Source organism: Gymnodinialimonas phycosphaerae, assembly GCF_019195455.1.
Lineage (GTDB): Bacteria > Pseudomonadota > Alphaproteobacteria > Rhodobacterales > Rhodobacteraceae > Gymnodinialimonas > Gymnodinialimonas phycosphaerae.
On record NZ_JAIMBW010000001.1, the window covers coordinates 3,563,596 to 3,584,046 of the forward strand.

At 62.5% G+C, this 20,451-nt stretch carries 26 protein-coding genes; 14 read left to right on the plus strand and 12 right to left on the minus strand.

The window, feature by feature from the left end; all coding sequences use genetic code 11:
- Positions 1-109: 109 nt before the first annotated feature.
- Complete coding sequence (locus tag KUL25_RS17710; RefSeq protein WP_257894128.1) at positions 110-940, minus strand: EAL domain-containing protein; 831 nt, start codon at positions 938-940, stop codon at positions 110-112.
- A gap of 100 nt (positions 941-1,040) precedes the next feature.
- On the opposite strand from KUL25_RS17710, the gene KUL25_RS17715 reads away from it, so the two are divergent.
- The gene (locus tag KUL25_RS17715) at positions 1,041-1,649 is read left to right on the plus strand and encodes a DNA-3-methyladenine glycosylase I (protein ID WP_257894129.1); all 609 of its coding nucleotides are present in this window, start codon (positions 1,041-1,043) and stop codon (positions 1,647-1,649) included.
- Between the two features lie 20 nt (positions 1,650-1,669).
- On the opposite strand, the gene KUL25_RS17720 is transcribed toward KUL25_RS17715, so the two are convergent.
- Positions 1,670-2,242, minus strand: a complete 573-nt coding sequence (locus KUL25_RS17720) for a TlpA family protein disulfide reductase (RefSeq protein ID WP_257894130.1) — start codon at positions 2,240-2,242, stop codon at positions 1,670-1,672.
- 31 nt (positions 2,243-2,273) lie between these two features.
- On the opposite strand from KUL25_RS17720, the gene argH reads away from it, so the two are divergent.
- The 4 genes from argH (at position 2,274) to KUL25_RS17740 (ending at position 5,595) form a co-directional block, all read left to right on the plus strand.
- Positions 2,274-3,686 (plus strand): argininosuccinate lyase, encoded by a 1,413-nt coding sequence (gene argH / locus KUL25_RS17725; RefSeq protein ID WP_257894131.1) that lies wholly within the window; start codon positions 2,274-2,276, stop codon positions 3,684-3,686.
- A gap of 83 nt (positions 3,687-3,769) precedes the next feature.
- Positions 3,770-3,913 carry a hypothetical protein gene (locus KUL25_RS17730; RefSeq protein ID WP_257894132.1) on the plus strand — a complete coding sequence of 48 codons (144 nt, stop codon included), beginning with the start codon at positions 3,770-3,772 and terminating at the stop codon, positions 3,911-3,913.
- Between the two features lie 119 nt (positions 3,914-4,032).
- A complete protein-coding gene (gene greA / locus KUL25_RS17735) occupies positions 4,033-4,503 on the plus strand; it encodes a transcription elongation factor GreA (protein ID WP_068357067.1) in 471 nt (156 codons plus the stop codon).
- Positions 4,504-4,545: 42 nt separating this feature from the next.
- Complete coding sequence (locus KUL25_RS17740) at positions 4,546-5,595, plus strand: hypothetical protein (RefSeq protein WP_257894133.1); 1,050 nt, start codon at positions 4,546-4,548, stop codon at positions 5,593-5,595.
- A gap of 198 nt (positions 5,596-5,793) precedes the next feature.
- Here KUL25_RS17740 and KUL25_RS17745 read toward each other — a convergent pair whose 3' ends face one another.
- The 7 genes from KUL25_RS17745 to ispH all read right to left on the minus strand — a co-directional run bounded on the left by KUL25_RS17745 (position 5,794) and on the right by ispH (position 10,781).
- The gene (locus KUL25_RS17745; RefSeq protein WP_257894134.1) at positions 5,794-6,417 is read right to left on the minus strand and encodes a trimeric intracellular cation channel family protein; all 624 of its coding nucleotides are present in this window, start codon (positions 6,415-6,417) and stop codon (positions 5,794-5,796) included.
- 11 nt (positions 6,418-6,428) lie between these two features.
- Entirely contained in the window at positions 6,429-6,893 is a 465-nt protein-coding gene (gene rnhA / locus KUL25_RS17750) for a ribonuclease HI (protein ID WP_257894135.1), read from the minus strand.
- Entirely contained in the window at positions 6,886-7,479 is a 594-nt protein-coding gene (locus KUL25_RS17755; RefSeq protein ID WP_257894136.1) for a class I SAM-dependent methyltransferase, read from the minus strand. Before KUL25_RS17755 ends, rnhA begins: the two co-directional genes overlap by 8 nt.
- Entirely contained in the window at positions 7,476-7,931 is a 456-nt protein-coding gene (locus KUL25_RS17760) for a DUF3429 domain-containing protein (protein WP_257894137.1), read from the minus strand. Before KUL25_RS17760 ends, KUL25_RS17755 begins: the two co-directional genes overlap by 4 nt.
- Positions 7,932-8,020: 89 nt before the next feature.
- Complete coding sequence (locus tag KUL25_RS17765) at positions 8,021-8,635, minus strand: LysE family translocator (RefSeq protein WP_257894138.1); 615 nt, start codon at positions 8,633-8,635, stop codon at positions 8,021-8,023.
- A gap of 58 nt (positions 8,636-8,693) precedes the next feature.
- Complete coding sequence (locus KUL25_RS17770; protein ID WP_257894139.1) at positions 8,694-9,161, minus strand: pyridoxamine 5'-phosphate oxidase family protein; 468 nt, start codon at positions 9,159-9,161, stop codon at positions 8,694-8,696.
- A 669-nt stretch (positions 9,162-9,830) separates the two neighbouring features.
- The gene (gene ispH, locus KUL25_RS17775) at positions 9,831-10,781 is read right to left on the minus strand and encodes a 4-hydroxy-3-methylbut-2-enyl diphosphate reductase (protein ID WP_257894140.1); all 951 of its coding nucleotides are present in this window, start codon (positions 10,779-10,781) and stop codon (positions 9,831-9,833) included.
- A gap of 121 nt (positions 10,782-10,902) precedes the next feature.
- Here ispH and KUL25_RS17780 point away from each other — a divergent pair, with 121 nt between their 5' ends.
- The 3 genes from KUL25_RS17780 (at position 10,903) to KUL25_RS17790 (ending at position 12,817) form a co-directional block, all read left to right on the plus strand.
- On the plus strand, positions 10,903-11,526 hold the full coding sequence (locus KUL25_RS17780; RefSeq protein WP_257894141.1) for a class I SAM-dependent methyltransferase: 624 nt from the start codon (positions 10,903-10,905) through the stop codon (positions 11,524-11,526).
- A 79-nt stretch (positions 11,527-11,605) separates the two neighbouring features.
- Positions 11,606-12,142 (plus strand): peroxiredoxin-like family protein, encoded by a 537-nt coding sequence (locus KUL25_RS17785; RefSeq protein WP_257894142.1) that lies wholly within the window; start codon positions 11,606-11,608, stop codon positions 12,140-12,142.
- A gap of 9 nt (positions 12,143-12,151) precedes the next feature.
- Positions 12,152-12,817, plus strand: a complete 666-nt coding sequence (locus KUL25_RS17790) for a pentapeptide repeat-containing protein (RefSeq protein ID WP_282563178.1) — start codon at positions 12,152-12,154, stop codon at positions 12,815-12,817.
- Here KUL25_RS17790 and KUL25_RS17795 read toward each other — a convergent pair.
- Positions 12,814-13,788 carry a 4Fe-4S dicluster domain-containing protein gene (locus KUL25_RS17795; protein WP_257894143.1) on the minus strand — a complete coding sequence of 325 codons (975 nt, stop codon included), beginning with the start codon at positions 13,786-13,788 and terminating at the stop codon, positions 12,814-12,816. The genes KUL25_RS17790 and KUL25_RS17795 overlap by 4 nt on opposite strands.
- Before the next feature lie 31 nt (positions 13,789-13,819).
- Positions 13,820-14,395 carry a TetR/AcrR family transcriptional regulator gene (locus KUL25_RS17800; protein ID WP_257894144.1) on the minus strand — a complete coding sequence of 192 codons (576 nt, stop codon included), beginning with the start codon at positions 14,393-14,395 and terminating at the stop codon, positions 13,820-13,822.
- A gap of 81 nt (positions 14,396-14,476) precedes the next feature.
- Here KUL25_RS17800 and KUL25_RS17805 point away from each other — a divergent pair, with 81 nt between their 5' ends.
- On the plus strand, positions 14,477-14,995 hold the full coding sequence (locus KUL25_RS17805) for an anthrone oxygenase family protein (RefSeq protein WP_257894145.1): 519 nt from the start codon (positions 14,477-14,479) through the stop codon (positions 14,993-14,995).
- Between the two features lie 15 nt (positions 14,996-15,010).
- Here the strand turns inward: KUL25_RS17805 and KUL25_RS17810 are convergent, their stop codons facing one another.
- Entirely contained in the window at positions 15,011-15,586 is a 576-nt protein-coding gene (locus KUL25_RS17810; RefSeq protein ID WP_257894146.1) for a LabA-like NYN domain-containing protein, read from the minus strand.
- Positions 15,587-15,764: 178 nt separating this feature from the next.
- Here KUL25_RS17810 and folK point away from each other — a divergent pair, with 178 nt between their 5' ends.
- The 5 genes from folK to KUL25_RS17835 all read left to right on the plus strand — a co-directional run bounded on the left by folK (position 15,765) and on the right by KUL25_RS17835 (position 20,450).
- Entirely contained in the window at positions 15,765-16,352 is a 588-nt protein-coding gene (gene folK / locus KUL25_RS17815; protein ID WP_257894147.1) for a 2-amino-4-hydroxy-6-hydroxymethyldihydropteridine diphosphokinase, read from the plus strand.
- Positions 16,353-16,436: 84 nt separating this feature from the next.
- Positions 16,437-16,790, plus strand: coding sequence for a DNA-directed RNA polymerase subunit omega (gene rpoZ / locus KUL25_RS17820; protein ID WP_257894148.1), 354 nt, complete (start codon positions 16,437-16,439; stop codon positions 16,788-16,790).
- A gap of 5 nt (positions 16,791-16,795) precedes the next feature.
- Positions 16,796-18,964 (plus strand): RelA/SpoT family protein, encoded by a 2,169-nt coding sequence (locus KUL25_RS17825; protein WP_257894149.1) that lies wholly within the window; start codon positions 16,796-16,798, stop codon positions 18,962-18,964.
- A 63-nt stretch (positions 18,965-19,027) separates the two neighbouring features.
- The gene (locus tag KUL25_RS17830; RefSeq protein ID WP_068356993.1) at positions 19,028-19,660 is read left to right on the plus strand and encodes a DUF2062 domain-containing protein; all 633 of its coding nucleotides are present in this window, start codon (positions 19,028-19,030) and stop codon (positions 19,658-19,660) included.
- A 49-nt stretch (positions 19,661-19,709) separates the two neighbouring features.
- The gene (locus KUL25_RS17835; protein WP_427854454.1) at positions 19,710-20,450 is read left to right on the plus strand and encodes a pyridoxine 5'-phosphate synthase; all 741 of its coding nucleotides are present in this window, start codon (positions 19,710-19,712) and stop codon (positions 20,448-20,450) included.
- The last annotated feature ends 1 nt before the right edge of the window (position 20,451 follow it).

Below are 20,451 nucleotides of genomic sequence, written 5' to 3' on the forward strand. Positions count from 1 at the left end.
TGCACGACACGTATAATTCAACGGACACGGTGTCTCAGGTAAGGATGAGGTGGCGGATATGCGCCTGCAGCATGGATCTTGACGCAGCGGAAGGTAGAGGCCGCAGTGTTCAGGCGCTGCGGACGATCTGGTTGGTATCCACGTCGGGCAATTTCATCGACGGGGCGCCGTAGTAGTAGCCTTGCAGGCAATCGACACCGGCGGCGGCAAGCCATTGCGCCTCTTCCGCGGTTTCGACCGATTCCGACACAACAAGCATGTCGAAATGCCGGGCGAGGCCGATGAGGGCTTCGGACAGGACTTGATTGTCCGCATCTTCGGAAATGTTGCGCGTGAACTGACCGTCGATTTTCAGGATGTCGAAGTAGAACGTCTTGAAGTGGCGGAAGGCCGTATACCCCGCGCCGAAGTCGTCCAGCGCGAAGGTGATGCCCTTGTCTTGCAGGTCTTCCATGAAGATGGCCACGATCTCGGGCATGATCATGACCGAGCTTTCGGTGATCTCAAGGATCAGACGTTCAACCACCATGGGGTGGTCGCGCAGGCAGGTCCGAAGGATCTGCATCCAGCGTGGATACCCGACAGACCGGGCGGACATGTTGATCGACAGGCGCAATCCGGGATTATTGCGCAGGGCCTCAAGGCCGAAATGCAGGGCCGCGCAATCGATCTGGCGGCCGATATCCGTATCTTCCACGGCACCCATGAAGTCGCGCGCGGGGATGACCCGGCCGGTTTCGTCGAGGATACGGATCAGCCCCTCGAAAAACGCGATGCCTTGCCCATCGGCGCGGACGATCGGTTGAAAGGCCAGCAGCGCATCGCCCCGCGCCAGGGCCTGCTGCACCATCGCCAAGGTGCCGCGATCCCTTTGGGTGACCGCTGCGTCAAGGGGACTTTCCAATCCCGGTTCTATCGGTTCCACGCCAATGTCACGCATTGTGCAACTCCAATCACCCACTCGCTCTGGGTTGATGCCCTGAGTCTCTTTAAGGAAGGATGAAATTCGCGATTTGCTTCGAATGCAGGGGAGTTTTGGAATGACGGGCACAAGTGGTGATCGGGACGCGGGGCGGTGTGATTGGTGTGGGTCGGACCCCCTCTACGTGGCCTATCACGATGAAGAATGGGGGGTGCCCGAATACGACAGCCGGGCGCTGTGGGAAAAGCTGGTGCTTGACGGGTTCCAGGCGGGGCTGGCGTGGATCACGATCCTGCGCAAGAGGGACGCCTTTCGCGCGGCTTTCGAGGACTTTGACCCAGAGGTCATCGCGCACTGGGGCGAGGCCGACGTTCAGCGCTTGCTGGGGAATGCGGGCATCGTGCGCCACAGGGGCAAGATCGAGGCGGCGATCACCAACGCCCAGGCCTGGATCGCGATGGAAGAGCGCGGCGGGTTTGATCGGTTCATTTGGGATTACGTCGATGGGGTGCCGCTGAAAAACACCTTCCAGTCGATGGCGGATGTGCCGCCGTCCACGGAAATGAGCGCGCGCATGTCGAAGGACCTCAAGAAGGCGGGGTTCAAGTTCTGTGGCCCGACGATCGTTTATGCCTGGCTAGAGGCAACCGGCGTGGTGAACGACCATTTGGTGGGCTGCTTCCGGCATGACGCGGTGACGGAGATGGCCCGCGAGCAAGGGGCATGATGGACGAACGGCCCCCGTGATCAACTGCCAGATGCCATGATCGCCTGCAGCATCGCAATCGCCTCGGGCGAATCCCAGTGGGCATCGCCACGCAAGCGGGCAATCTCTTGGCCTTCCGGGTCGAGGACCAACGTGATCGGCAAGCCAAAAATCCCCATCTCGCGCGCGATTTGTTGATTGATGTCGCGGTGTTGCGGCAAGGAGGTCACGCCCTCTTCCTCAAAGAACCGCCGGATGGCTTGCGGCGGGTTGCGCCCCGTGGCCAGCGTCACGACCTGAAAGGTGTCGCCGCCCATCTGGTCCTGCAGGCGTTGCAGCGAGGGCATTTCCTCGCGGCAGGGCGCACACCAGGTGGCCCAGAAGTTCAGCAGCACATACTGCCCCGCGTAATCCGAAAGGGCGCCTTCCGTCTCGTCTGCTTGCACATAGGGAAGCGCGGACGTCGTGACCGGATCCGCATGGATCACCAACCCGCGCATCTCACCCACCTGTAGCGCGGACAGATCTTGCGCCGACGCCTGTAGTGTCATGGCAGCATTTGCACCAAGGCTTGCGGCGATGTAAGCGGCGGTAAGTAGAATTTTGCGGACCATCTTGGTTCCTTTGAGAGACAGGACATTAGACATGAGCGGTACGGGTTCCACCAACGACGCGACAAAAGCCAACACCATGTGGGGCGGCCGGTTCGCCGCTGGTCCCGATGCGATCATGGAGGCAATTAATGCCTCGATCTCATTTGACCAGAGAATGGCGCGCCAGGACATCGAAGGCTCCCGTGCCCATGCGGCCATGTTGGCCGCGACAGGCATCGTGGACGGTAGCGATGTCGAGGCGATCCGGGAAGGCCTGCTCACGGTCTTGTCAGAGATCGAGGGCGGGACGTTCACCTATTCCGCCGCGCTGGAAGACATCCACATGAATGTGGAGTCTCGCCTGACCGAAATCGTCGGCCCGGCCGCCGGACGTCTGCACACGGCACGCTCGCGCAATGACCAGGTCGCTACCGACTTCAAGCTGTGGGTGCGTGACCAGATGGACGCCGCCATCACCGGGATCGAGGCGCTTCAGCGGGCGCTGTTGGGCCAGGCCGAGGCCGGGGCCGATTGGGTCATGCCCGGCTTTACTCACCTGCAAACTGCGCAACCCGTGACCTGGGGCCACCACATGATGGCCTATGTCGAGATGTTGGGCCGCGACGCCTCGCGCTTCCGCGATGCACGCACGCGGATGAACACATCGCCGCTGGGGGCCGCTGCCCTTGCCGGCACCTCTTTCCCGATTGACCGGGACATGACGTCCAAGGCGCTTGGCTTCGACCGCCCCGCCGCGAACTCCCTCGATGCCGTGGCGGATCGCGATTTCGCGTTGGAGTTCCTGTCGGCTGCCTCCATCTGCGCCATGCACCTGTCGCGCTTTGCCGAAGAGCTGGTGATCTGGTCGTCGGCCCAATTCCGTTTCGTGGCTTTGTCTGACCGGTTCTCGACCGGATCGTCGATCATGCCGCAGAAGAAGAACCCCGACGCGGCAGAGTTGATCCGCGCCAAGATTGGGCGGATCTTCGGGGCCAATGTGGCGCTGATGACGGTGATGAAGGGGCTTCCGCTGGCCTATTCCAAGGACATGCAGGAAGACAAGGAACAGACGTTTGATGCCGCCGACAACCTGATGCTGGCATTGGCCGCGATGGAAGGCATGGTGCGCGACATGGAGGCAAATGTAGCGTCCCTTGAGGCCGCCGCCGCCAGCGGGTTCTCTACCGCCACGGATCTTGCCGATTGGCTGGTGCGGACGCTGGATATGCCGTTCCGGGAGGCGCACCACGTGACAGGCAGCCTTGTGAAGCTGGCCGAGGACAAGGGCTGTGATCTGCCGGACCTGACGCTGGCGGACATGCGATCAGTTCATGGGGACATCACGCAAGCCGTGTTCGATGTGCTGGGCGTGCACAACTCTGTCGCCTCGCGCGTGTCCTACGGGGGCACTGCGCCGGTTCGGGTGCGCGAGCAGATCGCACAGTGGCGGGCGGAACTGGGTTAGGCGCAGGCTTGCCGACACGGGACCTTCCCGCTGGACAGGCGGCGCAAAGCGGCTGACACTACGGGATTTGAAGGAGGCCCCCCATGCGGTATCTCGCAATTCTGTCGATCCTGATCCTTACCGCCTGCGGTGTGGATGGTGAACCCGAGCGGCCCGAGCGCGCAGCACCGGTCGCCGGCCTGTCGATCAGCGGAACGGCTGAAATCGGTATCTCTGGTTCGTTGTAGGGGCTTGCCCGCAATCCCAGTTGATCCGGCGCGCATTCGCGCCTAACGTTCCCTTATCCCGGCATGGCCCTGCGCTTCGCCGGGTTTTCATTTGCTCTCGTTTCGCAAGGCACTGACCGATGGAAAAGATCCCCATGACACCGAAGGGCCTGGAGGCCATGAACGGTGAACTCAAGCAGCTCAAGAGTATCGAGCGTCCGGCGATCATCAAGGCGATCGCGGAAGCGCGCGAGCATGGCGACCTTTCCGAGAACGCGGAGTATCATTCCGCGAAAGAGAAGCAGTCCTTCATCGAGGGGCGGATCAAAGAGCTTGAGGGATCGATCTCGCTGGCGCAGGTGATTGATCCGGCGACCCTGTCGGGGGCAATCAAATTCGGTGCGACCGTTAATCTGGTCGACGAAGAGACCGAGGAAGAGAAGACCTACATGATCGTGGGGGAGGCCGAGGCCGATATTCACAAAGGCCTGCTCAACATCAAATCCCCCCTCGCCCGCGCCTTGATCGGCAAGGAAGAGGGCGATAGCGTTGAGGTGCGCACGCCTGGTGGGGCCAAGTCGTACGAAATCGTCAAGATTTCCTATGTTTGAGGCCTTTGCCAAGCCGCCTGCCATGACCGTCCGCCGACCGAGATGACAAAGACGATGCCGTCTTCTGATCCAACACCGCCGCCTCAAGCCACGCCGACGGCCCTTGACCTCGGTCTTTATGCCCGTGCCGAGGCCGGACCCCGTGTCACGGTGATCGAGGTCGTGGCGATTGCCGTGTCGATCCTGTGGATCGTCGCGGTGATTTTCCTGGGCCTCGCGAGTGCGGAGGGGGAAGATACCGCAAGCGGATTATCGCGGTTGCTGTCGATCCTGGCGGTCATTCTTCCTCTGGCCTTGATCTGGGTGGCGGCCATGGCCGCGCGGACGGCGCGGGCCCTGCGACAGGAAGCGGCGCGCCTTCAGGCCTCGATCGACGCAATGCGGGCGGCTTATGTGGAGCAACAACAGCGCCAGTCGATGGAGATGAAGCCGGATCTTGTCCAGAAGCTGGATGATCTGATGGCCGCACAACAGGCGGCGGACACGAAGCTGGCGACCTTCACCTCGCTGCGCGTGGTGGACCCGGCAGAGGTCCGGGCTGCGGTGCCGCCCGTCCTGGCCGAGATTGACGCGGCACAACCGCAACCGGCCTTGGGCCTCGTGCAAGAGGTCGCGGCTGAGCCGATTTCAGTGGCGGATTTCATCAGGGCCCTGAATTTCCCCGAAAATGAGCACGACAAGGAGGGATTTCGCACCCTGCGCCGGGCCTTGGAAGATCGCGCGACAGAGCGGTTGATCCGTGCCTCTCAAGACGTCCTGACGCTTCTGTCGCAAGACGGGATTTACATGGATGACCTGCGGCCTGATCGCTCCAAATCCGAGGTCTGGCGGCGGTTCGCGAAGGGCGAACGGGGTCGCCCGATTGCGGCCTTGGGCGGAATTCACGACCGATCCTCGCTGGTGTTGGCAGCGGGCCGAATGCGTAAGGATCCGGTCTTCCGCGATGCCGTGCACCACTTCCTGCGCCATTTCGACCGGACCTTCATGGAGTTCGAGAAAAACGCAAGCGACGAAGAAATTGCGCATCTGGCTGATACCCGCACCGCGCGCGCCTTCATGCTTCTGGGGCGTGTGACCGGCACTTTCGACTGACGGGCACCATCGACTGACGCGCACCATCGACTGACGCGCACCATCGACTGACGCGCACCATCGACTGACGCGCACCATCGACTGACGCGCACCATCGACTGACGCGCACCATCGACTGACGCGCAACAAGATCCTTCGAAGGATCTTGCGAAATTCCTTGCAAGGAATTTGTAAAAGCCTTGCAAGGCTTTTTGGTGCCTAGGCCCGCGGTGGGCGCGGTTTGTAGACCGGCAAGCGCCACCCAAACAGTAGTGACCCTGCGCGCAGACCAAAGGTCGTGGCGATGCATGCTACCGTGGTCCAGATCGTCCCATCTGCCAGAAGCGACGCGATGAGGGCCGCCCCGGCGCCTGCGACAGCGGCGGTGACGTAGAGCTCTCCCTGTTTCAACACCAGCGGAACTTCGTTTGCCACCACGTCCCGCATCAGGCCACCGAAGGTGCCTGTGGCGACGCCCATGACCAGGACCACACCGGTGCCGACCTCCATGCTGCGGGCCACGGACACGCCGGCCGCGACGGCAATTGCAAGCGCCGCGGCATCCAGCCAGATCAGCCATTTCAAGCGGCTTTCCACGAGGTGGGCCGTGAAAAACACCAGCACCGCTGCGCCCGTGGCGATGGCCAGGGGCGTGGCGTCGGCGATCCAGAACACGGGATCGCGGTCCAGCAGGAGGTCGCGCAAAGTGCCGCCGCCCACCGCCGTGAGCGCGGCAAAGAAGATGAAACCCACGACATCAAGTTGCGCCCGGGAGGCCGCCAAGGCTCCGGTCAGGGCGAAGATCAGCACTGAGGCGTTGTCGAGCGTCAGGGCGAGGGTCATCGGAGGCTCATTCAGCTCCGCTTGCCCGGCTTGAACGGCGCCATTCCGGCGCGGGCCAATTCATCGGCACGCTCGTTGCCCTCATGCCCTGCGTGTCCCTTGATCCACTCCCACGTCACGTCGTGCCGCGCCTGCGCGGCGTCCAGCCGTTGCCACAGGTCGACGTTCTTCACCGGCTTTTTGGTCGAGGTCTTCCAGCCGTTGCGTTTCCAGCCGTGCATCCAGCCGGTGATGCCGTTTTTCACGTAGGCGCTGTCGGTGATCACCGTCAGTTTGGAGGGTCTCTCCAGCGCCTCCAGCGCGGAAATCGCGGCCAGGAGTTCCATGCGATTGTTGGTCGTGTCGGCCTCGCCGCCCTTTAACTCGCGCTCCTTCAGGATCTTGTCACCGTCCTTGGCGCGCATCAGCGCTCCCCATCCGCCGGGGCCGGGATTGCCGGAGCAGGCGCCGTCCGTGTAGGCGACGAGATCAGGCATCGGCTGTCGCGATCATCAAGGCGTAGCTGTCATCAGAGCCCGCTAGACCCTTTCCCCTGCCGGTCACACAGTCGGTCACGGTCAGGCCTGCGTCCGTGAGCATCCCCTGCAATGCGTCCACAGAGAAGTAGCTGTAGAACCGACCCAGATTATCGCGCGCTTCCCCGTCACCGGTTTTCATGCCGAGGAAGAACACGCCCCCGGGCGTCAGGCTTTGGGCCAGCCGCAAGATGTGGCTTTGCACCGCGTCGCGTGGGGCATGCAACAGGCTGAAGCTCGCCCAGATCCCGTCGTACTGCGTGGCACCCGGCAGATCCTCGAACAGCGCGCGGCGGGCGGGAACACCAAGCGCAACAGCGGCATCCACAAAGGCCGGGGTCGCATCGATCGCATCGACCCGTAGGCCATGATCCATCAGCCGTTTCGCCTGATCCCCGGGCCCGCAACCCAAGTCAAGGACCAGCCCGCCGTCGCAAACCTTGGAAGCAAAAGCGTCCAGAAAATCCACATGGTCGGGCGACATCGGCGCGGCGCGGTACCGCTCGACGGCGGCCCCGTAGACGGAGATGGTCTGGTGATCAATCATGGGCCCAGTAGGAAACCGATGAGAAGGCAAAACACAACCACCCCTGTTAGAAAAAGGCGCAGGGGAACCCACCAATCCGGCGCAAGCCCCCGGCGCGCGCAGGTGACGTCGATCGCGAGAAGCCCGACGAAACCGGAGATCAAGGCGATGATACGGGTGCTTTCCGGTTGGCCGGTGAAAAAGAAGATCCAAAGGGCGGGGAGGGTAGAGAGCGCAAGGCCTACCGGCATCCAGGAAGTCTGCGCTTTCGCGGCAAATCCCCAGATGACGCCTGCCATGAAGCTGAGGATGATCGTGCCATAGGCCGTCAGAACGGCCCCGCCGGTGAGCGCGGGAGGCAGCGAGAGTGGCATGTAGTCAAGGAGAAGACCCGCCGAGGAGGACGCGCCCCAGAGGAACGGGATCAGGCCTGTGAGGCCAAGCAGAAGGGCAGAGGTGGGAATGCGGGTCATGGGCGCATATGTGGCACGGCTGCGAGCGGGGGCAAGGGAGCTTCTGGGGCGCTGCCCCAGACCCCGGCATTTTCAGGGAACAAAGATGGTCAGGCGCGCTCCAGGGCGAGGCGGCCGGCGAGCAGTGCGAAGATGGCGGCGAAGGATCGGTTCATCCAGGCCATGATGCGGGCGGATCCGAGAATATAGGTGCGCGCAGTGGCGGCAAAGAGGCCGTAGAGGACGAAGACGGCGAAAGTCATTGCCATGAAGATACCGCCAAGCAGCAGGATTTCCTGCGTCACTGCGGCGGGATTACCGGACAGGAACGGTGTCATCAGCGACAGGAAGAAGATCGACAGCTTCGGGTTGAGGATGTTGATCAGCGCGCCGCGTTTGGCGATGGTAGAACCGCTCTCGTCCGTTGTGGTGGGCTCTACGTTCAGGGCGCCGCCGGAGCGCAGCGCGGAATAGGCGAGATAGAGCAGGTAGGCCACCCCCAGGAATTTGACGACATTGAACAAAAGCGCCGAGGTGTGGAGCACGGCGGCAAGCCCAAGGGTGGCTGCAAAAAGGTGTGGAACGATGCCGATGGTGCATCCCAGTGCTGCCCAGATCGCGGCGCTGCGGCCTCGACCCAGACCGAGGGCCAATGTGTAGAGCACGCCGGTGCCGGGGGCGATGACGACCACGAACGCGGTCAGCAGAAACTGGGGTGTGATCATGGGGGTGGGTTTTCCGTAATAAGAATTACGGCAAACGTGCCCGACAGGGGCGCGCCTGTCAACGGGCGTTGCGCTGGGCCAGTGCTGGGCCAGTGCGAAAGAAGCTGACATCATTGGTGAAAATGGAGGATGGCACCAGGCGGATCAGGCGGCCGGCGGGATCCTCCACACGGGCGACGTTTTTGATAAACCATTCGTTTTGCTGATCTTCAGGGCCAAGATAGCGGCGCAGGAGGCGCCGGAAGAGGGCGGTGTTCATCGGCTCGACGCTGGCCTCTCCGCGCAGGCCGAGGTGGCGCAGGACGCCCGCCGCATTGTCGTAGTCCACGATCTCGACGGCGACCTGAGGGTTGGAGATTACCCGCGCGGCGCTGCTGGAGGTGGCGTCTGACAACATCCAAAGCGCTGAATTCTCCCATGCGAACCAGACCGGCGCATTGCGCGGCGCGCCGTCCGGCGTCACGGTCGCAAGGTTGGCCATCAGGGGGCGGGCGAGGACCAACTGCGGGTCGAAGGGCGTGGGCATGGAACTCACCTACTAGGGTAAATCAATACTATATCAATTTGAGAAAACGGACTTGGCCCGCGTCACTCCGGAAACAGTGTCATGTTCGCGCCGAGGATGTCGGTTGGGCGGGCAATGAACACCGCTTCGGTGCAATGTGGCTTGCCAGTCCTGGGTGCGACTGGGCGGCGGTGCGGGTGGGGCTTGGCGTTTTTTCCAGAACATGACGCGGGGGGCCTTGGGGTCTTGTGGGTGGCGCGCGACGCCCACAGGTTTCAAGGACACAGGATTGTCCCTGTGGGGCTTGGATGCAAGGGACTGCAATGGCGCCTTTTCCATTAACTTTGGTTAACGGGCCGACTACCTTTCAGAAATGTTTCGCCTGTCGCCCCTCGTTGTACTGTTCGTGTACGCGGCTTTTGCTGCGAACGGTCAATCGTGCCACCCAAGCTACGCTGGGTTTTGCGTGCCAGACGGACAGGGTTGCCCAGAGCCGGATTGTGCAGGCGGAGATGGGGATTGGCCGATTGTAAACGCCACCGTTCGGGTCGTTGGGCCCGATGACTACGATCTCGATCGGGACAACGGTGGACTTGGCTGTGAACCAAGTTCGAGCAACACTATTCCGATCTCATCACCGATTTGGCAACAGGCATTGGCGGATGGCCATCCTGACACGCGGAATGACGACTAAACCGTTTCCCGCAACACGCGCGGCACCTTGAATTCCACGTCCTCGATGGCCGTTTCCACCATTTCTCGGGTGACGTCGAACCTGTCCTCGAACGCCTGGATGACTTCCTCGATCAGCACTTCGGGGGCGGAAGCGCCCGCGGTAATGCCGAGCGTCTTGATGCCGTCCAAGGCCCGCCAGTCGATGTCGGTGGCGCGTTGGACAAGTTGGGAATAGCCGCACCCGGCCCGCGATCCGACCTCGACCAAACGTTTGGAGTTGGAAGAATTGGGCGCACCCACGACCAACATCGCCTCGGCCTTGGAGGCCATGGCTTTCACCGCTTCCTGGCGGTTGGTGGTGGCGTAGCAGATGTCTTCCTTGTGGGGGCCGACGATAGCCGGAAAGCGCGATTGCAGGGCGGCGACGATGTCGGCGGTGTCATCGACGGACAGCGTCGTCTGGGTGACAAAGGCCAGCTTCGACGGATCACGGACCGCGACCTTTGCCACATCTTCCACCGTTTCGACCAAAAGCACCTCTCCCTCTGGAAGCTGGCCCATGGTGCCGACGGTTTCGGGGTGCCCCTCGTGGCCGATCATGATCATTTGCAGACCGTTGTCGGCGTGGCGTTGCGCTTCGATATGGACCTTGGAGACCAGCGGGCAGGTGGCATCGACATAGACCATCTGGCGCGCGGCCGCTGCCTGCGGCACGGACTTCGGCACCCCGTGGGCCGAGAAGATGACCGGGCGGTCGTCGGGGCATTCCGATAGCTCTTCGACGAACACCGCGCCCTTGGCTTTCAGATCATCGACCACATATTTGTTGTGCACGATCTCGTGGCGCACGTAGACGGGCGCGCCCCACTTCTCTAGTGCCATCTCGACTATCTTGATGGCGCGGTCCACGCCGGCACAAAAGCCGCGCGGGGCGGCGAGGTAAATCGTGAGGGGCAATTTGGTCATGGTCGGACTCCGGCTTCGTCCAAGAGGTAGGGGCGAATAGGTGCGAGGTCCAGTGCCGACCAGGGAGATATAGCAGCGCAGGGGGGCACGAGAAGCAATGGTGTCAAAAGTAGGAGGAGCCATGGCGGACCGGAAAGACCATTGGGACAAGGTGTATGCTGCGCGCGACGAAGCTGCGTTGACGTGGTTCGAACGCACGCCGGATCAGTCGGTATCGCTGATTGCGCGCTACGGGACGCCCGAGGGCGGCTTGGTGGATATCGGTGGCGGCGCGTCACGCCTTCCGGATGCGCTGCTGGATGCCGGGTTTCGCGATATCAGTGTGCTGGATCTGTCAGGCGCGGCGTTGGACGTCAGCCGGAAAAGGTTGGGCGCGCGCGCAGAGGTTGTGAACTGGATCACAGGCTCGGTCACCGAATGGAAGCCGGACCGCGTCTATGCGATTTGGCATGACCGGGCGGTGTTTCATTTCCTTGTCGATGCGCCGGATCGCGCCGCCTATCTGCACACCATGGACCGCGCACTGGCCGAGGGAGGACACGCAATCATCGCGACCTTCGCCGAAGATGGGCCAGAGACATGCTCCAACCTGCCGGTGCGGCGCTATCACTCAGACGACCTTATTGCCGAGGTGGAGGCCACCTTGCCGGGCCGGTTCCGTCGGGTGGACGACATGCCGCATGTGCATATCACTCCGAAAGGCAACCGGCAACCGTTCCAGATCACCGTGCTGCGCAAGCTCTGACACCGGTGACGGTTGCCGATTTCGGGTGACGCGCCCGGCAATGCCCGCCATGGTGCGCGCGACCCTTAAGGAGACGCCCATGTTGATGCCCCGCCAAGCCGTGCCCGCCCTGTCCCTTCCGCAGGTGGGGGGCGGCACCTTCGATTTGGCCGCTGAGTCCAGCCCTCGCGGTACCGTCGTGTGCTTCTACCGGGGCCTGCACTGCCCGCTGTGTGCCAAGTACCTGACGGAATTCGAAAGCCTCGTGAGTGAATTCACCGCGCGCGGCGTGGGATCGATTGCAATCTCCAGCGATGGTGCAGAGCGGGGCGCCAAGATGAAAGAGAACATCGGCGCCAAGAACTTGCGCTTTGCCTATGACATGAGCCTGGCGAAGGCGCGGGAATGGGGGCTATATATCTCTACCTCGCGGGGCAAGACCTCCATCGGGATCGAAGAGCCTGCGTTGTTCGCAGAGCCCGGGTTGTTCCTGATCAACCCCGACAACACGTTGTATTACATGTCCGTGCAGACGATGCCCTTCGTGCGGCCCCACTTCCGGGAGTTGCTTGGCGCTGTCGATTTCGCGATCGAGAAAAGCTATCCTGCGCGCGGCGAATACACCGGCGAGGTCTAAGGCCTTGCCATGACCGCCTTCGTCGCCCGTACCCTGACCCGCGCAGATATCGAGCACGTAGATGGGCCTGCGACGCTGACGGAATGCACGCTGGACGGGATCGACCTTTCTGACCTGGACCTCTCGGGCTGGGTGTTCGAGCGGTGCACCTTCCCCGGTGCGTCATTCAGCGGTGCGGTGCTGGAAGGGGCGATCTTCAAGACCTGTCGCGCATCGGGGGCCCGTTTCCTCGGCACGGATTTGCAGGAGGCCGAGATTGAGGGCGGCGACTTCAGCAACACCGACCTGCGCGGTGCCACGCTGTCGTCCGCCAGGATCAGCCGCGCCAAAATGACGGGGGCCGACCTGTCCGACGTGCGGGCCGTGGCGTTCGAGTTGGAGGATGTCTTGCTGTCCCTTGCCGTCCTGACCAAGGTCTCGTTTCGGAAAATGACCTTGAAGCACGTCGATTTCAGCGAGGCAGACATGACGTCTTGCGATTTTCGGGATGCCGTGTTCGAGGACTGCTCGCTGCGAAATGCACGCCTGGAGGCGTGCGGGTTCGAGGGGGCCGATTTGCGGGGGGCGGATCTGGGGGGCGTGACGCTGACCGATGCACGGCGCTTCAAGGGTGCTGTCATTTCCAAGGGGCAGGCGGCGGATCTGCTGGGTCAGCTTGGGTTGCGGGTCGTCTAGCGCCGCGCGCGGCGTTCCAGTTTGGCCGCAAGGTTGAGGCCCACACCAGGGCGCGACCAGGGGCAGACGGCGACGCAGATCGCGCAGCCCTGGTTCTCGATGAAGTAGGGGAGGCAGGCGTCGAAATCGACGTACCACTTCCGGGTGCCCCTGACGGTTTGCTTGTGCGGCGCGATGGCTTCGGGCGGGCAGGCGTCTTCGCAGATGCGGCAGTTGGCGCAGAAGTCGTCGATGCCGTGGGTCCGGGGCGGTGTCGGCGCGAACGGCGCATCGGTCAGCACGGCCGATAGCCGGAAAGAGCTGCCGAACTCGGGCGTGATCAGGGAGCCATGCTTGCCAAGCTCTCCGAACCCGCAGGCAATCGCGGGCGGAATCAGGGTAAGCGCGCCCGTCATCGGGCCGGTGACGGGCTCGGCCCCGTGCCCCAGGCCGCGAAGCCAGGCGGTGATGTCCTTGGCCGCCTTCGCCGCCCGCCCGTATTGGTGCAGAACTTCAAGGGCGGCTGTCGGGTCAGGGGCCTGGCTGATGGCGTCGTAATCGTGGTGCACGCCCAGGACGATGACCTTTGATTGCGGGATCGTGTGACCCGCGTAGGCCCAGTTCTGGTCCATGTCTGCCACCCCGATCTTCTCGCAGGATCCATCGTTGACGAATTGCAGGAGGGCCTCGGTCCAGGCCTCGGGGGTATTGTGCGCGGGCGGGCCCGTGACCTTGGGGAGGGGGACGTCGTAGATGCCCGCGCGCCATTCGGCCATGGCGCGGAACCGGGCCTCGTCGGGGCGGGTGGTGTAGAACCAACGCTGCATCTCGCCGTGGGGAATGTCATCGGGGTCGGGTGCCCAATAGACCATCTTGGGGCGGCGTTTGGTGGCCTCCCCCAGCCCATTGATCACATTGCCAGAGACGTTGGGCCGAAGCGCCATCTGGTCCGGGTCAGGCGTGTAGGGGCGGTGAGGGTTGGAGCGCGGCATGGGGAACGATGCGCGGGGTGGCGTGTCCCTGTCAAACAGCGAGGCGTTTGAGGATCTCAAGCGCCTCGGCCGCGCGGGCTTCGCAGAAGGCGGGTGTGGGCGTCTCCATCGCGCCGGTGGCACGCCGGATCTGGAGATCGCCGAGCAGCAGAGTGAGGTAAAGCTGCGTCAGCCGCGTCGCGTCGCCCTGCAAAGGGCTTTGGGCGATGATGCCCTGGATCATTGGCCCGACGGTGTCGCGGCCCCCGGCGGCTAACACCCGGCCTAGATCGCCGGAGGGATCGGCCGCCGCTGCGCGGTTGAGCGCCACGGCGCGGGGCCCCAAGACCATGCCAAGCAGGATCGGGCCGAGGTGGGCAAGCTGGTCAAGCGCCGGTTTGTCGGGGCTGTCGGCAAGCGCCGCGCGCACCGTATCGGTGTTGCGTGCGATCAGCGCGGCCATTAGGCCCTTTTTGTCGCCATACCAATTATAGAGCGTCTCGTTCGACGCCTTTGCCGCCCGCGCGATCGCCTGCATCGATGCGCCCGCATAGCCCTTTTCCTCCAGCATCCGGTACGCCGCATCCTCGATCTGCACGCGCCGTTCCTCTTTGGATTTGTCTTCCATTACATCCCCCTCTTGACCCCAAGCCGTAATATGCATTACGGATTAGTGCAATACCGTAATGCATATTACGGCCACTACCGAATGCTGCTTAAAAGGATTGAGGACATGCGTGGCGTTGGCGTAACATTGGGGTTTGCATCGGTCCTCTTTTCAGGGGCGATTTTCGGGTTCTTCTATGCGTGGGTATGCTCTACCATGTGGGGGCTGGACGCGGCGGACCCACGCATCGCCATCGCGGCGATGCAGGCGATGAACGCAAGCGTGCGCAATGCGGTCTTCTGCCCGACGTTCTTCCTGACACCAGTGGTCCTGTTCGCCGCCGCCGTCGCGACCCAGGGTCGCGCGCGGGTGCTCTTCGCCGGAGGCGGGGGCGTCTACTTGATGGGAGGACTGATCCTGACCATTCTGGTCAATGTGCCGATGAACGAGGCGCTGGCCGCGCTTGACGTCCCCCGCGACATAGATGCGGCACAGACGATCTGGGAGGCGTATCGGCCACGCTGGCAGGTGTTCAACATCACGCGGACGGTTCCGTCCGGTCTTGCGCTGATGCTGGCGGCTGGTGGCCTCTGGAGCCTTGGGTGCAAGGCTGAAGCCTGACCAAGGTGGGCGCTGCTATTCGGCGCCCACGTCAACTGGGTCAACCGCCTCGATCCGCGGTTCGCGTGGAGGACGCCCGATTGCTTCCTTGAGGTCCATCAGCTCGATGAAGTTGTCGCACTGGCGGCGCAGGTCATCGGCGATCATCGGCGGTTGGCTGCGGATCGTAGAGACGACAGACACCCGGCATCCCTTGCGCTGAAGCGCCTCGACCAGCGGTTTGAAGTCGCCATCGCCTGAAAAGATGACGACGTGATCGACATGTGGGGCGGCTTCCATCGCGTCAACGGTAAGCTCGATATCCATGTTCCCCTTCACCTTCCGGCGACCCTGGCTATCGGTGAATTCCTTGGCGGGCTTCGTGACCATATTGAAGCCGTTGTAGTGCAGCCAATCCACCAAGGGGCGGATCGGTGAATAGTCGTCATTTTCCAGAAGGGCGGTGTAGTAGTTCGCGCGCAGCAGTTTCCCGCGCTGCATGAACTCCGACCGAAGGAGCTTGTAGTCGATGTCAAAACCGAGCGCTTTTGCGGCGGCGTAGAGGTTAGAGCCATCAATGAAAAGCGCAAGGCGCTCGTCCCGGTAAAACATGTTGTGTCCAATGCCCGTAAGTGTGTGTATGTGCGTCGGCGGTCTTGAAATCCGAAGTTAGGTCCTCGGTGGACGGCCAATGCGTTCTAGTAAACTTGTGTTGTATTCAACTCAGGAATGACACATTCAAGTTATCTTTCGATAGGCTCAAGGGGCATTTTGATGAGTGCACGAGACGATGTATAGCCGTGACGCGAGGGTAAGCCTTATTGCGCTTGGCGCAAACCTTCCTTCCGGCGGAATGCCGCCTGAAATCAGTGTGCCCCGCGCCATGGGGCGGTTGGTGGAAAAGGTGGGCGGCCCCCATCAGATGAGTCGCCTGTTCCATACGCCCGCGTTTCCGCCGGGGTCCGGGCCGCGGTTCGTGAACGCGGCTGTGCGAATCGAATGGCGGGGAAAGGCGGGCGAATTGTTGTCGCTTCTGCACGACATTGAAGAGGAATTCGGCCGCACGCGCGCCCACAGGTGGGAGGCCCGCGTGATGGATCTGGACCTGATCGGGTTGGGGAATGCGATCTTGCCCGATGCCGCGACCCGCGCCAACTGGGCCAACCTGCCCCCAGAGCGCGCTGCGCAGGTGGTGCCGGATCAGTTGATCCTGCCCCATCCACGCCTGGCCGAGCGTGGCTTCGTGCTGGTTCCGCTGGCCGATGTGGCGCCCGAGTGGATGGACCCGGCCACGGGTCTGACGGTGGCGCAGATGCTGGCCGCACGCCCCGATGCGGAACTGGCCGAGATTCATCCCGTGCCTGTCGCGGCTGAATAAGCCTCGAATCCGGTTGTCAACATGGCGCGCCGCGCTTATGTAGCGCCTTTAGCCCTTAACGGTTTCTAGTCTCTGGAGTGTCCCATGGCCCGCGTCACGGTTGAAGATTGCGTTGATAAGGTCCCGAACCGGTTCGAGTTGGTGATGCTTGCCGCACACCGCGCTCGCGAAATCGCCGCTGGCGATCCGCTGACGGTTGATCGCGACAACGACAAGAACCCCGTCGTTTCCCTGCGTGAAATCGCGGATGAAACGCAAAGTGCCGAAGATCTGCGCGAGCGTCTGATCGAAAGCCATCAGACCCAGATCGAGGTTGATGAGCCCGAAGAAGACGCCATGGCGCTTCTTCAAGGTGTGGAGCAGGACCGCCCAGCCCAGGACGACATGAGCGAAGAGCAGATGCTGCGCGCGCTTATGGAAGCCCAAGGTCAGAAGTAGGCCCTGTGGCGGCGGACGGTAGGCCAACAGACGACGCGGCCGCTGACAAGGCGATCAGTGTCGATGATCTGCTAGACCTCGTCCGCGCCTACAATCCCAAGACAAAAGAAGCCTTGATCCGCGATGCTTTCGCCTATGGCGAACAGATGCACGCGGGTCAGACGCGCCACTCCGGCGAGCCGTATTTCTCGCACCCTGTGGCTGTGGCGGCACTTCTGACAGAACGCCAGTTGGACGATGCCACCATCGTCACCGCGCTCTTGCATGATACCATCGAGGACACACGGTCGACCTATGGCGAGGTGTCCGAAAGGTTCGGCCCCGAAATCGCCGAGCTGATCGATGGCGTCACCAAGCTGACAAACCTTCAGTTGAGCAACCGCGAAAGCAAGCAGGCGGAAAATTTCCGCAAGCTGTTCATGGCGATGTCCAAGGACCTGCGGGTGATCCTGGTGAAGCTTGCCGACCGCTTGCACAACATGCGCACGATCCGCCACATGCGCCCGGAAAAGCAGAAACAGAAGGCCCAGGAGACGATGGACCTTTATGCGCCGCTAGCTGGTCGCATGGGGATGCATTGGATGCGTGAAGAGTTGGAGGACCTCTCGTTTCGGGTTCTCAACCCCGAGGCGCGCTCGTCGATCCTGCGCCGCTTCATCTCTTTGCAACGCGAAAGCGGCGACGTGATCCCGAAGATCACCGAAGACATCCAGACAGTTCTGCAAAAGTTGGGTGTGAAAGCCAGGGTCTATGGCCGTGCGAAGAAACCCTATTCGATCTGGCGCAAGATGCAGGACAAGAAGCTTGCCTTCTCGCGGCTGTCAGACATCTACGGGTTCCGGGTGATCGTCGACAGTGAAGACGATTGCTACCGGGTAATGGGTGCGATCCACCGGCGGTGGAAGTCGGTGCCCGGGCGGTTCAAGGATTACATCAGCCAGCCGAAGTCCAACGGATACCGCTCGATCCACACCACGGTGTCGGGGCGTGACGGCAAGCGGGTGGAGGTGCAGATCCGCACCCGCCAGATGCACGAGGTGGCCGAGGCCGGTGTCGCTGCTCATTGGGCCTACCGCGACGGCGTGCGGGCGCAAAACCCCTTCGCCGTGGACCCGGCCAAATGGCTGGAAAGCCTGACCGAGCGGTTCGAGAACGCCGAGGATCACGACGAATTTCTGGAACACGTGAAGTTGGAGATGTATTCCGACCAGGTGTTCTGTTTCACGCCGAAGGGCGATGTCGTGAAACTGCCACGCGGCGCGACACCGATTGATTTCGCCTATTCGATCCATACGCGGATCGGCCATTCCTGCGTCGGTGCCAAGGTGGATGGCCTTCGCGTGCCGCTATGGACGCGGCTGAAGAACGGGCAATCCGTTGATATCATAACCGCCGAGGGGCAATCGCCGCAGGCCACATGGATCGACATTGCAACGACGGGCCGCGCCAAGGCCGCGATCCGACGGTCCTTGCGAGAGGTCGACCGCGACCGCTTCATCAAGCTGGGTCGGGAACTTGCGCGTGTGGCGTTCGAGCAGATCGACAAGAAGGCGACCGAAAAGGCGCTGAACACCGCTGCCAAGGCGCTGGCGCTTGCCAATGGGGACGAGGTGCTGGCGCGCATCGGCTCGGCCGAGTTGAGCGCGCGGCAGGTGGTTGCCGAACTCTATCCAGAGCTGGCCAATACCGACGATGCCTCGGTCATCGAGGGCACGCGCGCCGTCATCGGTCTGCCACCGGGTGCGCGCACCTTGCGGGCGCAATGCTGCCAGCCCGTTCCCGGAGAGCGTATCGTCGGCATCACCTACCACGGCAAGGGGCCTGTGGTGCACGCCATTGATTGCCCCGCCCTGGCCGATTTCGATGATCAGCCCGACCGCTGGATCGACCTGCATTGGACCGAGGGTCGACACGCGCCGGAACACAATGTGACGGTGGAAGTCACGCTGTCGAACGGGATTGGCGTACTGGGTCGGATCTGCACCCTGATCGGAGAGCAGAATGCCAATATCTCGGACCTGCACTTCATTGACCGCAAACCGGATTTCTTTCGTCTTCTCATTGATATGGACGTGCGCGACGCTGAACACCTGCATGCCGTGATGATGGCGGTGGAGGCTGATTCCGATGTTGCCACGCTAGATCGCTTCCGTGATCTGGACCGGAGGCCGTAAGAGGTCCATATCTATGCGAAACGCGCCGGTGAGGGACGACCGGCGAGAGGAGGCGAAGCACGCGTGTTCAGACGGCGCGACTATAGACCGTGGTATCGTATCATCCTGGAGGTTCTCTGGCCTCGGGGCGGGTGGCTGCGCGCGGCTCAATACGTGCAGCACCGCATGCGTCGACTGCCGGGCACCCCGGAACAGATTGCACGCGGTGTCTTCGCCGGTGCGGTGACAGTGTTCACCCCCTTTTTCGGCCTGCATTTCGTTATCGCGGCGCTTCTGGCGCGAGCCATGCGCGGCTCGATCTTCGCCGCCCTGCTGGCGACCTTCATCGGTAACCCGCTGACCTACGTGCCGATTGCGGCGATATCGCTGAACCTCGGTCACTTCATGTTGGGCTCGCGCCCCTCGGTGGGCGTGAATGACAGCCTGTTTCACCGCTTCGGCGGGGCCTCACGGGATTTGTGGCATAATCTAAAGGCGATTTTCACCCCCGAGCGCGCTCATTGGGGCGAATTGCAGATCTTCTGGGACACCGTCGTCTGGCCGTGGACAGTCGGCGGTATACTTCCGGGGCTGATCACGGGCATCATTTGCTATTACCTGACGGTGCCGGTCGTGCGCGCTTACCAGAAAAGCCGGGCTGCGCGGTTGCGAAAGAAATTGGACAAGCTGCGAAAGCAGGCGGAAGCGGCGGAGTAGGCGCGTGCTCAAGTCGTCCGAAGGGCGATAGCGCAATAAAGGAAGCATGATGGAAAAGCTGAGACTGGGCGTGAACATCGACCACGTGGCAACCCTGCGTAATGCGCGGGGCGGCGCGTTACCCGATCCGGTGCGCGCCGCTGTGCTGGCCGAGAAGGCCGGAGCCGACGGTATCACGGCGCATCTGCGCGAAGATCGCCGCCATATCCGCGACGCCGACATCGCCGCGATCATGGAGGCGATCACCATCCCGCTGAATTTCGAGATGGCGGCCACCGATGAGATGCAGAAGATCGCGCTTGGCCATATGCCGCACGCCGCCTGCATCGTGCCAGAACGCCGGGAAGAGCGCACGACCGAGGGCGGGCTTGAAGTGGCGGGCGACGACAACCGCCTGGCGGACTACATCGCCCCCCTGCGCGACGCAGGCATTCGCGTGTCGCTTTTCATCGCGGCAGAGCGGTCTCAGATCGAAGCCGCGGCGCGCATCGGCGCCCCGGTGATCGAGCTGCACACGGGCGCCTATTGCGACCATGATGCCGAGGGCGACATCGCCGCCCGAGATGCCGAATTGAAACGCCTGATCAGAGGCGCGAAACTGGGTGTAGAGTTGGGGCTGGAGGTGCACATGGGCCATGGCCTTAACTATGACACCGTCGCCCCCATCGCCGCCCTGCCCGAAGTGGCCGAGCTGAACATCGGCCATTTCCTGATCGGAGAAGCGGTGTTCGTGGGCCTTGAGGCCGCCATGGCCGAGATGCGTGCCCGCATGGATGCGGCACGCGCCTGAG

Coding starts and splice junctions, on each gene's coding strand:
- KUL25_RS17710 (WP_257894128.1), bottom strand. CDS start 940: ATGCGTGACATTGGCGTGGAACCGATAGAACCGGGATTGGAAAGTCCC.
- KUL25_RS17715 (WP_257894129.1), top strand. CDS start 1,041: ATGACGGGCACAAGTGGTGATCGGGACGCGGGGCGGTGTGATTGGTGT.
- KUL25_RS17720 (WP_257894130.1), bottom strand. CDS start 2,242: ATGGTCCGCAAAATTCTACTTACCGCCGCTTACATCGCCGCAAGCCTT.
- argH (WP_257894131.1), top strand. CDS start 2,274: ATGAGCGGTACGGGTTCCACCAACGACGCGACAAAAGCCAACACCATG.
- KUL25_RS17730 (WP_257894132.1), top strand. CDS start 3,770: ATGCGGTATCTCGCAATTCTGTCGATCCTGATCCTTACCGCCTGCGGT.
- greA (WP_068357067.1), top strand. CDS start 4,033: ATGGAAAAGATCCCCATGACACCGAAGGGCCTGGAGGCCATGAACGGT.
- KUL25_RS17740 (WP_257894133.1), top strand. CDS start 4,546: ATGACAAAGACGATGCCGTCTTCTGATCCAACACCGCCGCCTCAAGCC.
- KUL25_RS17745 (WP_257894134.1), bottom strand. CDS start 6,417: ATGACCCTCGCCCTGACGCTCGACAACGCCTCAGTGCTGATCTTCGCC.
- rnhA (WP_257894135.1), bottom strand. CDS start 6,893: ATGCCTGATCTCGTCGCCTACACGGACGGCGCCTGCTCCGGCAATCCC.
- KUL25_RS17755 (WP_257894136.1), bottom strand. CDS start 7,479: ATGATTGATCACCAGACCATCTCCGTCTACGGGGCCGCCGTCGAGCGG.
- KUL25_RS17760 (WP_257894137.1), bottom strand. CDS start 7,931: ATGACCCGCATTCCCACCTCTGCCCTTCTGCTTGGCCTCACAGGCCTG.
- KUL25_RS17765 (WP_257894138.1), bottom strand. CDS start 8,635: ATGATCACACCCCAGTTTCTGCTGACCGCGTTCGTGGTCGTCATCGCC.
- KUL25_RS17770 (WP_257894139.1), bottom strand. CDS start 9,161: ATGCCCACGCCCTTCGACCCGCAGTTGGTCCTCGCCCGCCCCCTGATG.
- ispH (WP_257894140.1), bottom strand. CDS start 10,781: ATGACCAAATTGCCCCTCACGATTTACCTCGCCGCCCCGCGCGGCTTT.
- KUL25_RS17780 (WP_257894141.1), top strand. CDS start 10,903: ATGGCGGACCGGAAAGACCATTGGGACAAGGTGTATGCTGCGCGCGAC.
- KUL25_RS17785 (WP_257894142.1), top strand. CDS start 11,606: ATGTTGATGCCCCGCCAAGCCGTGCCCGCCCTGTCCCTTCCGCAGGTG.
- KUL25_RS17790 (WP_282563178.1), top strand. CDS start 12,152: ATGACCGCCTTCGTCGCCCGTACCCTGACCCGCGCAGATATCGAGCAC.
- KUL25_RS17795 (WP_257894143.1), bottom strand. CDS start 13,788: ATGCCGCGCTCCAACCCTCACCGCCCCTACACGCCTGACCCGGACCAG.
- KUL25_RS17800 (WP_257894144.1), bottom strand. CDS start 14,395: ATGGAAGACAAATCCAAAGAGGAACGGCGCGTGCAGATCGAGGATGCG.
- KUL25_RS17805 (WP_257894145.1), top strand. CDS start 14,477: ATGCTGCTTAAAAGGATTGAGGACATGCGTGGCGTTGGCGTAACATTG.
- KUL25_RS17810 (WP_257894146.1), bottom strand. CDS start 15,586: ATGTTTTACCGGGACGAGCGCCTTGCGCTTTTCATTGATGGCTCTAAC.
- folK (WP_257894147.1), top strand. CDS start 15,765: ATGTATAGCCGTGACGCGAGGGTAAGCCTTATTGCGCTTGGCGCAAAC.
- rpoZ (WP_257894148.1), top strand. CDS start 16,437: ATGGCCCGCGTCACGGTTGAAGATTGCGTTGATAAGGTCCCGAACCGG.
- KUL25_RS17835 (WP_427854454.1), top strand. CDS start 19,710: ATGGAAAAGCTGAGACTGGGCGTGAACATCGACCACGTGGCAACCCTG.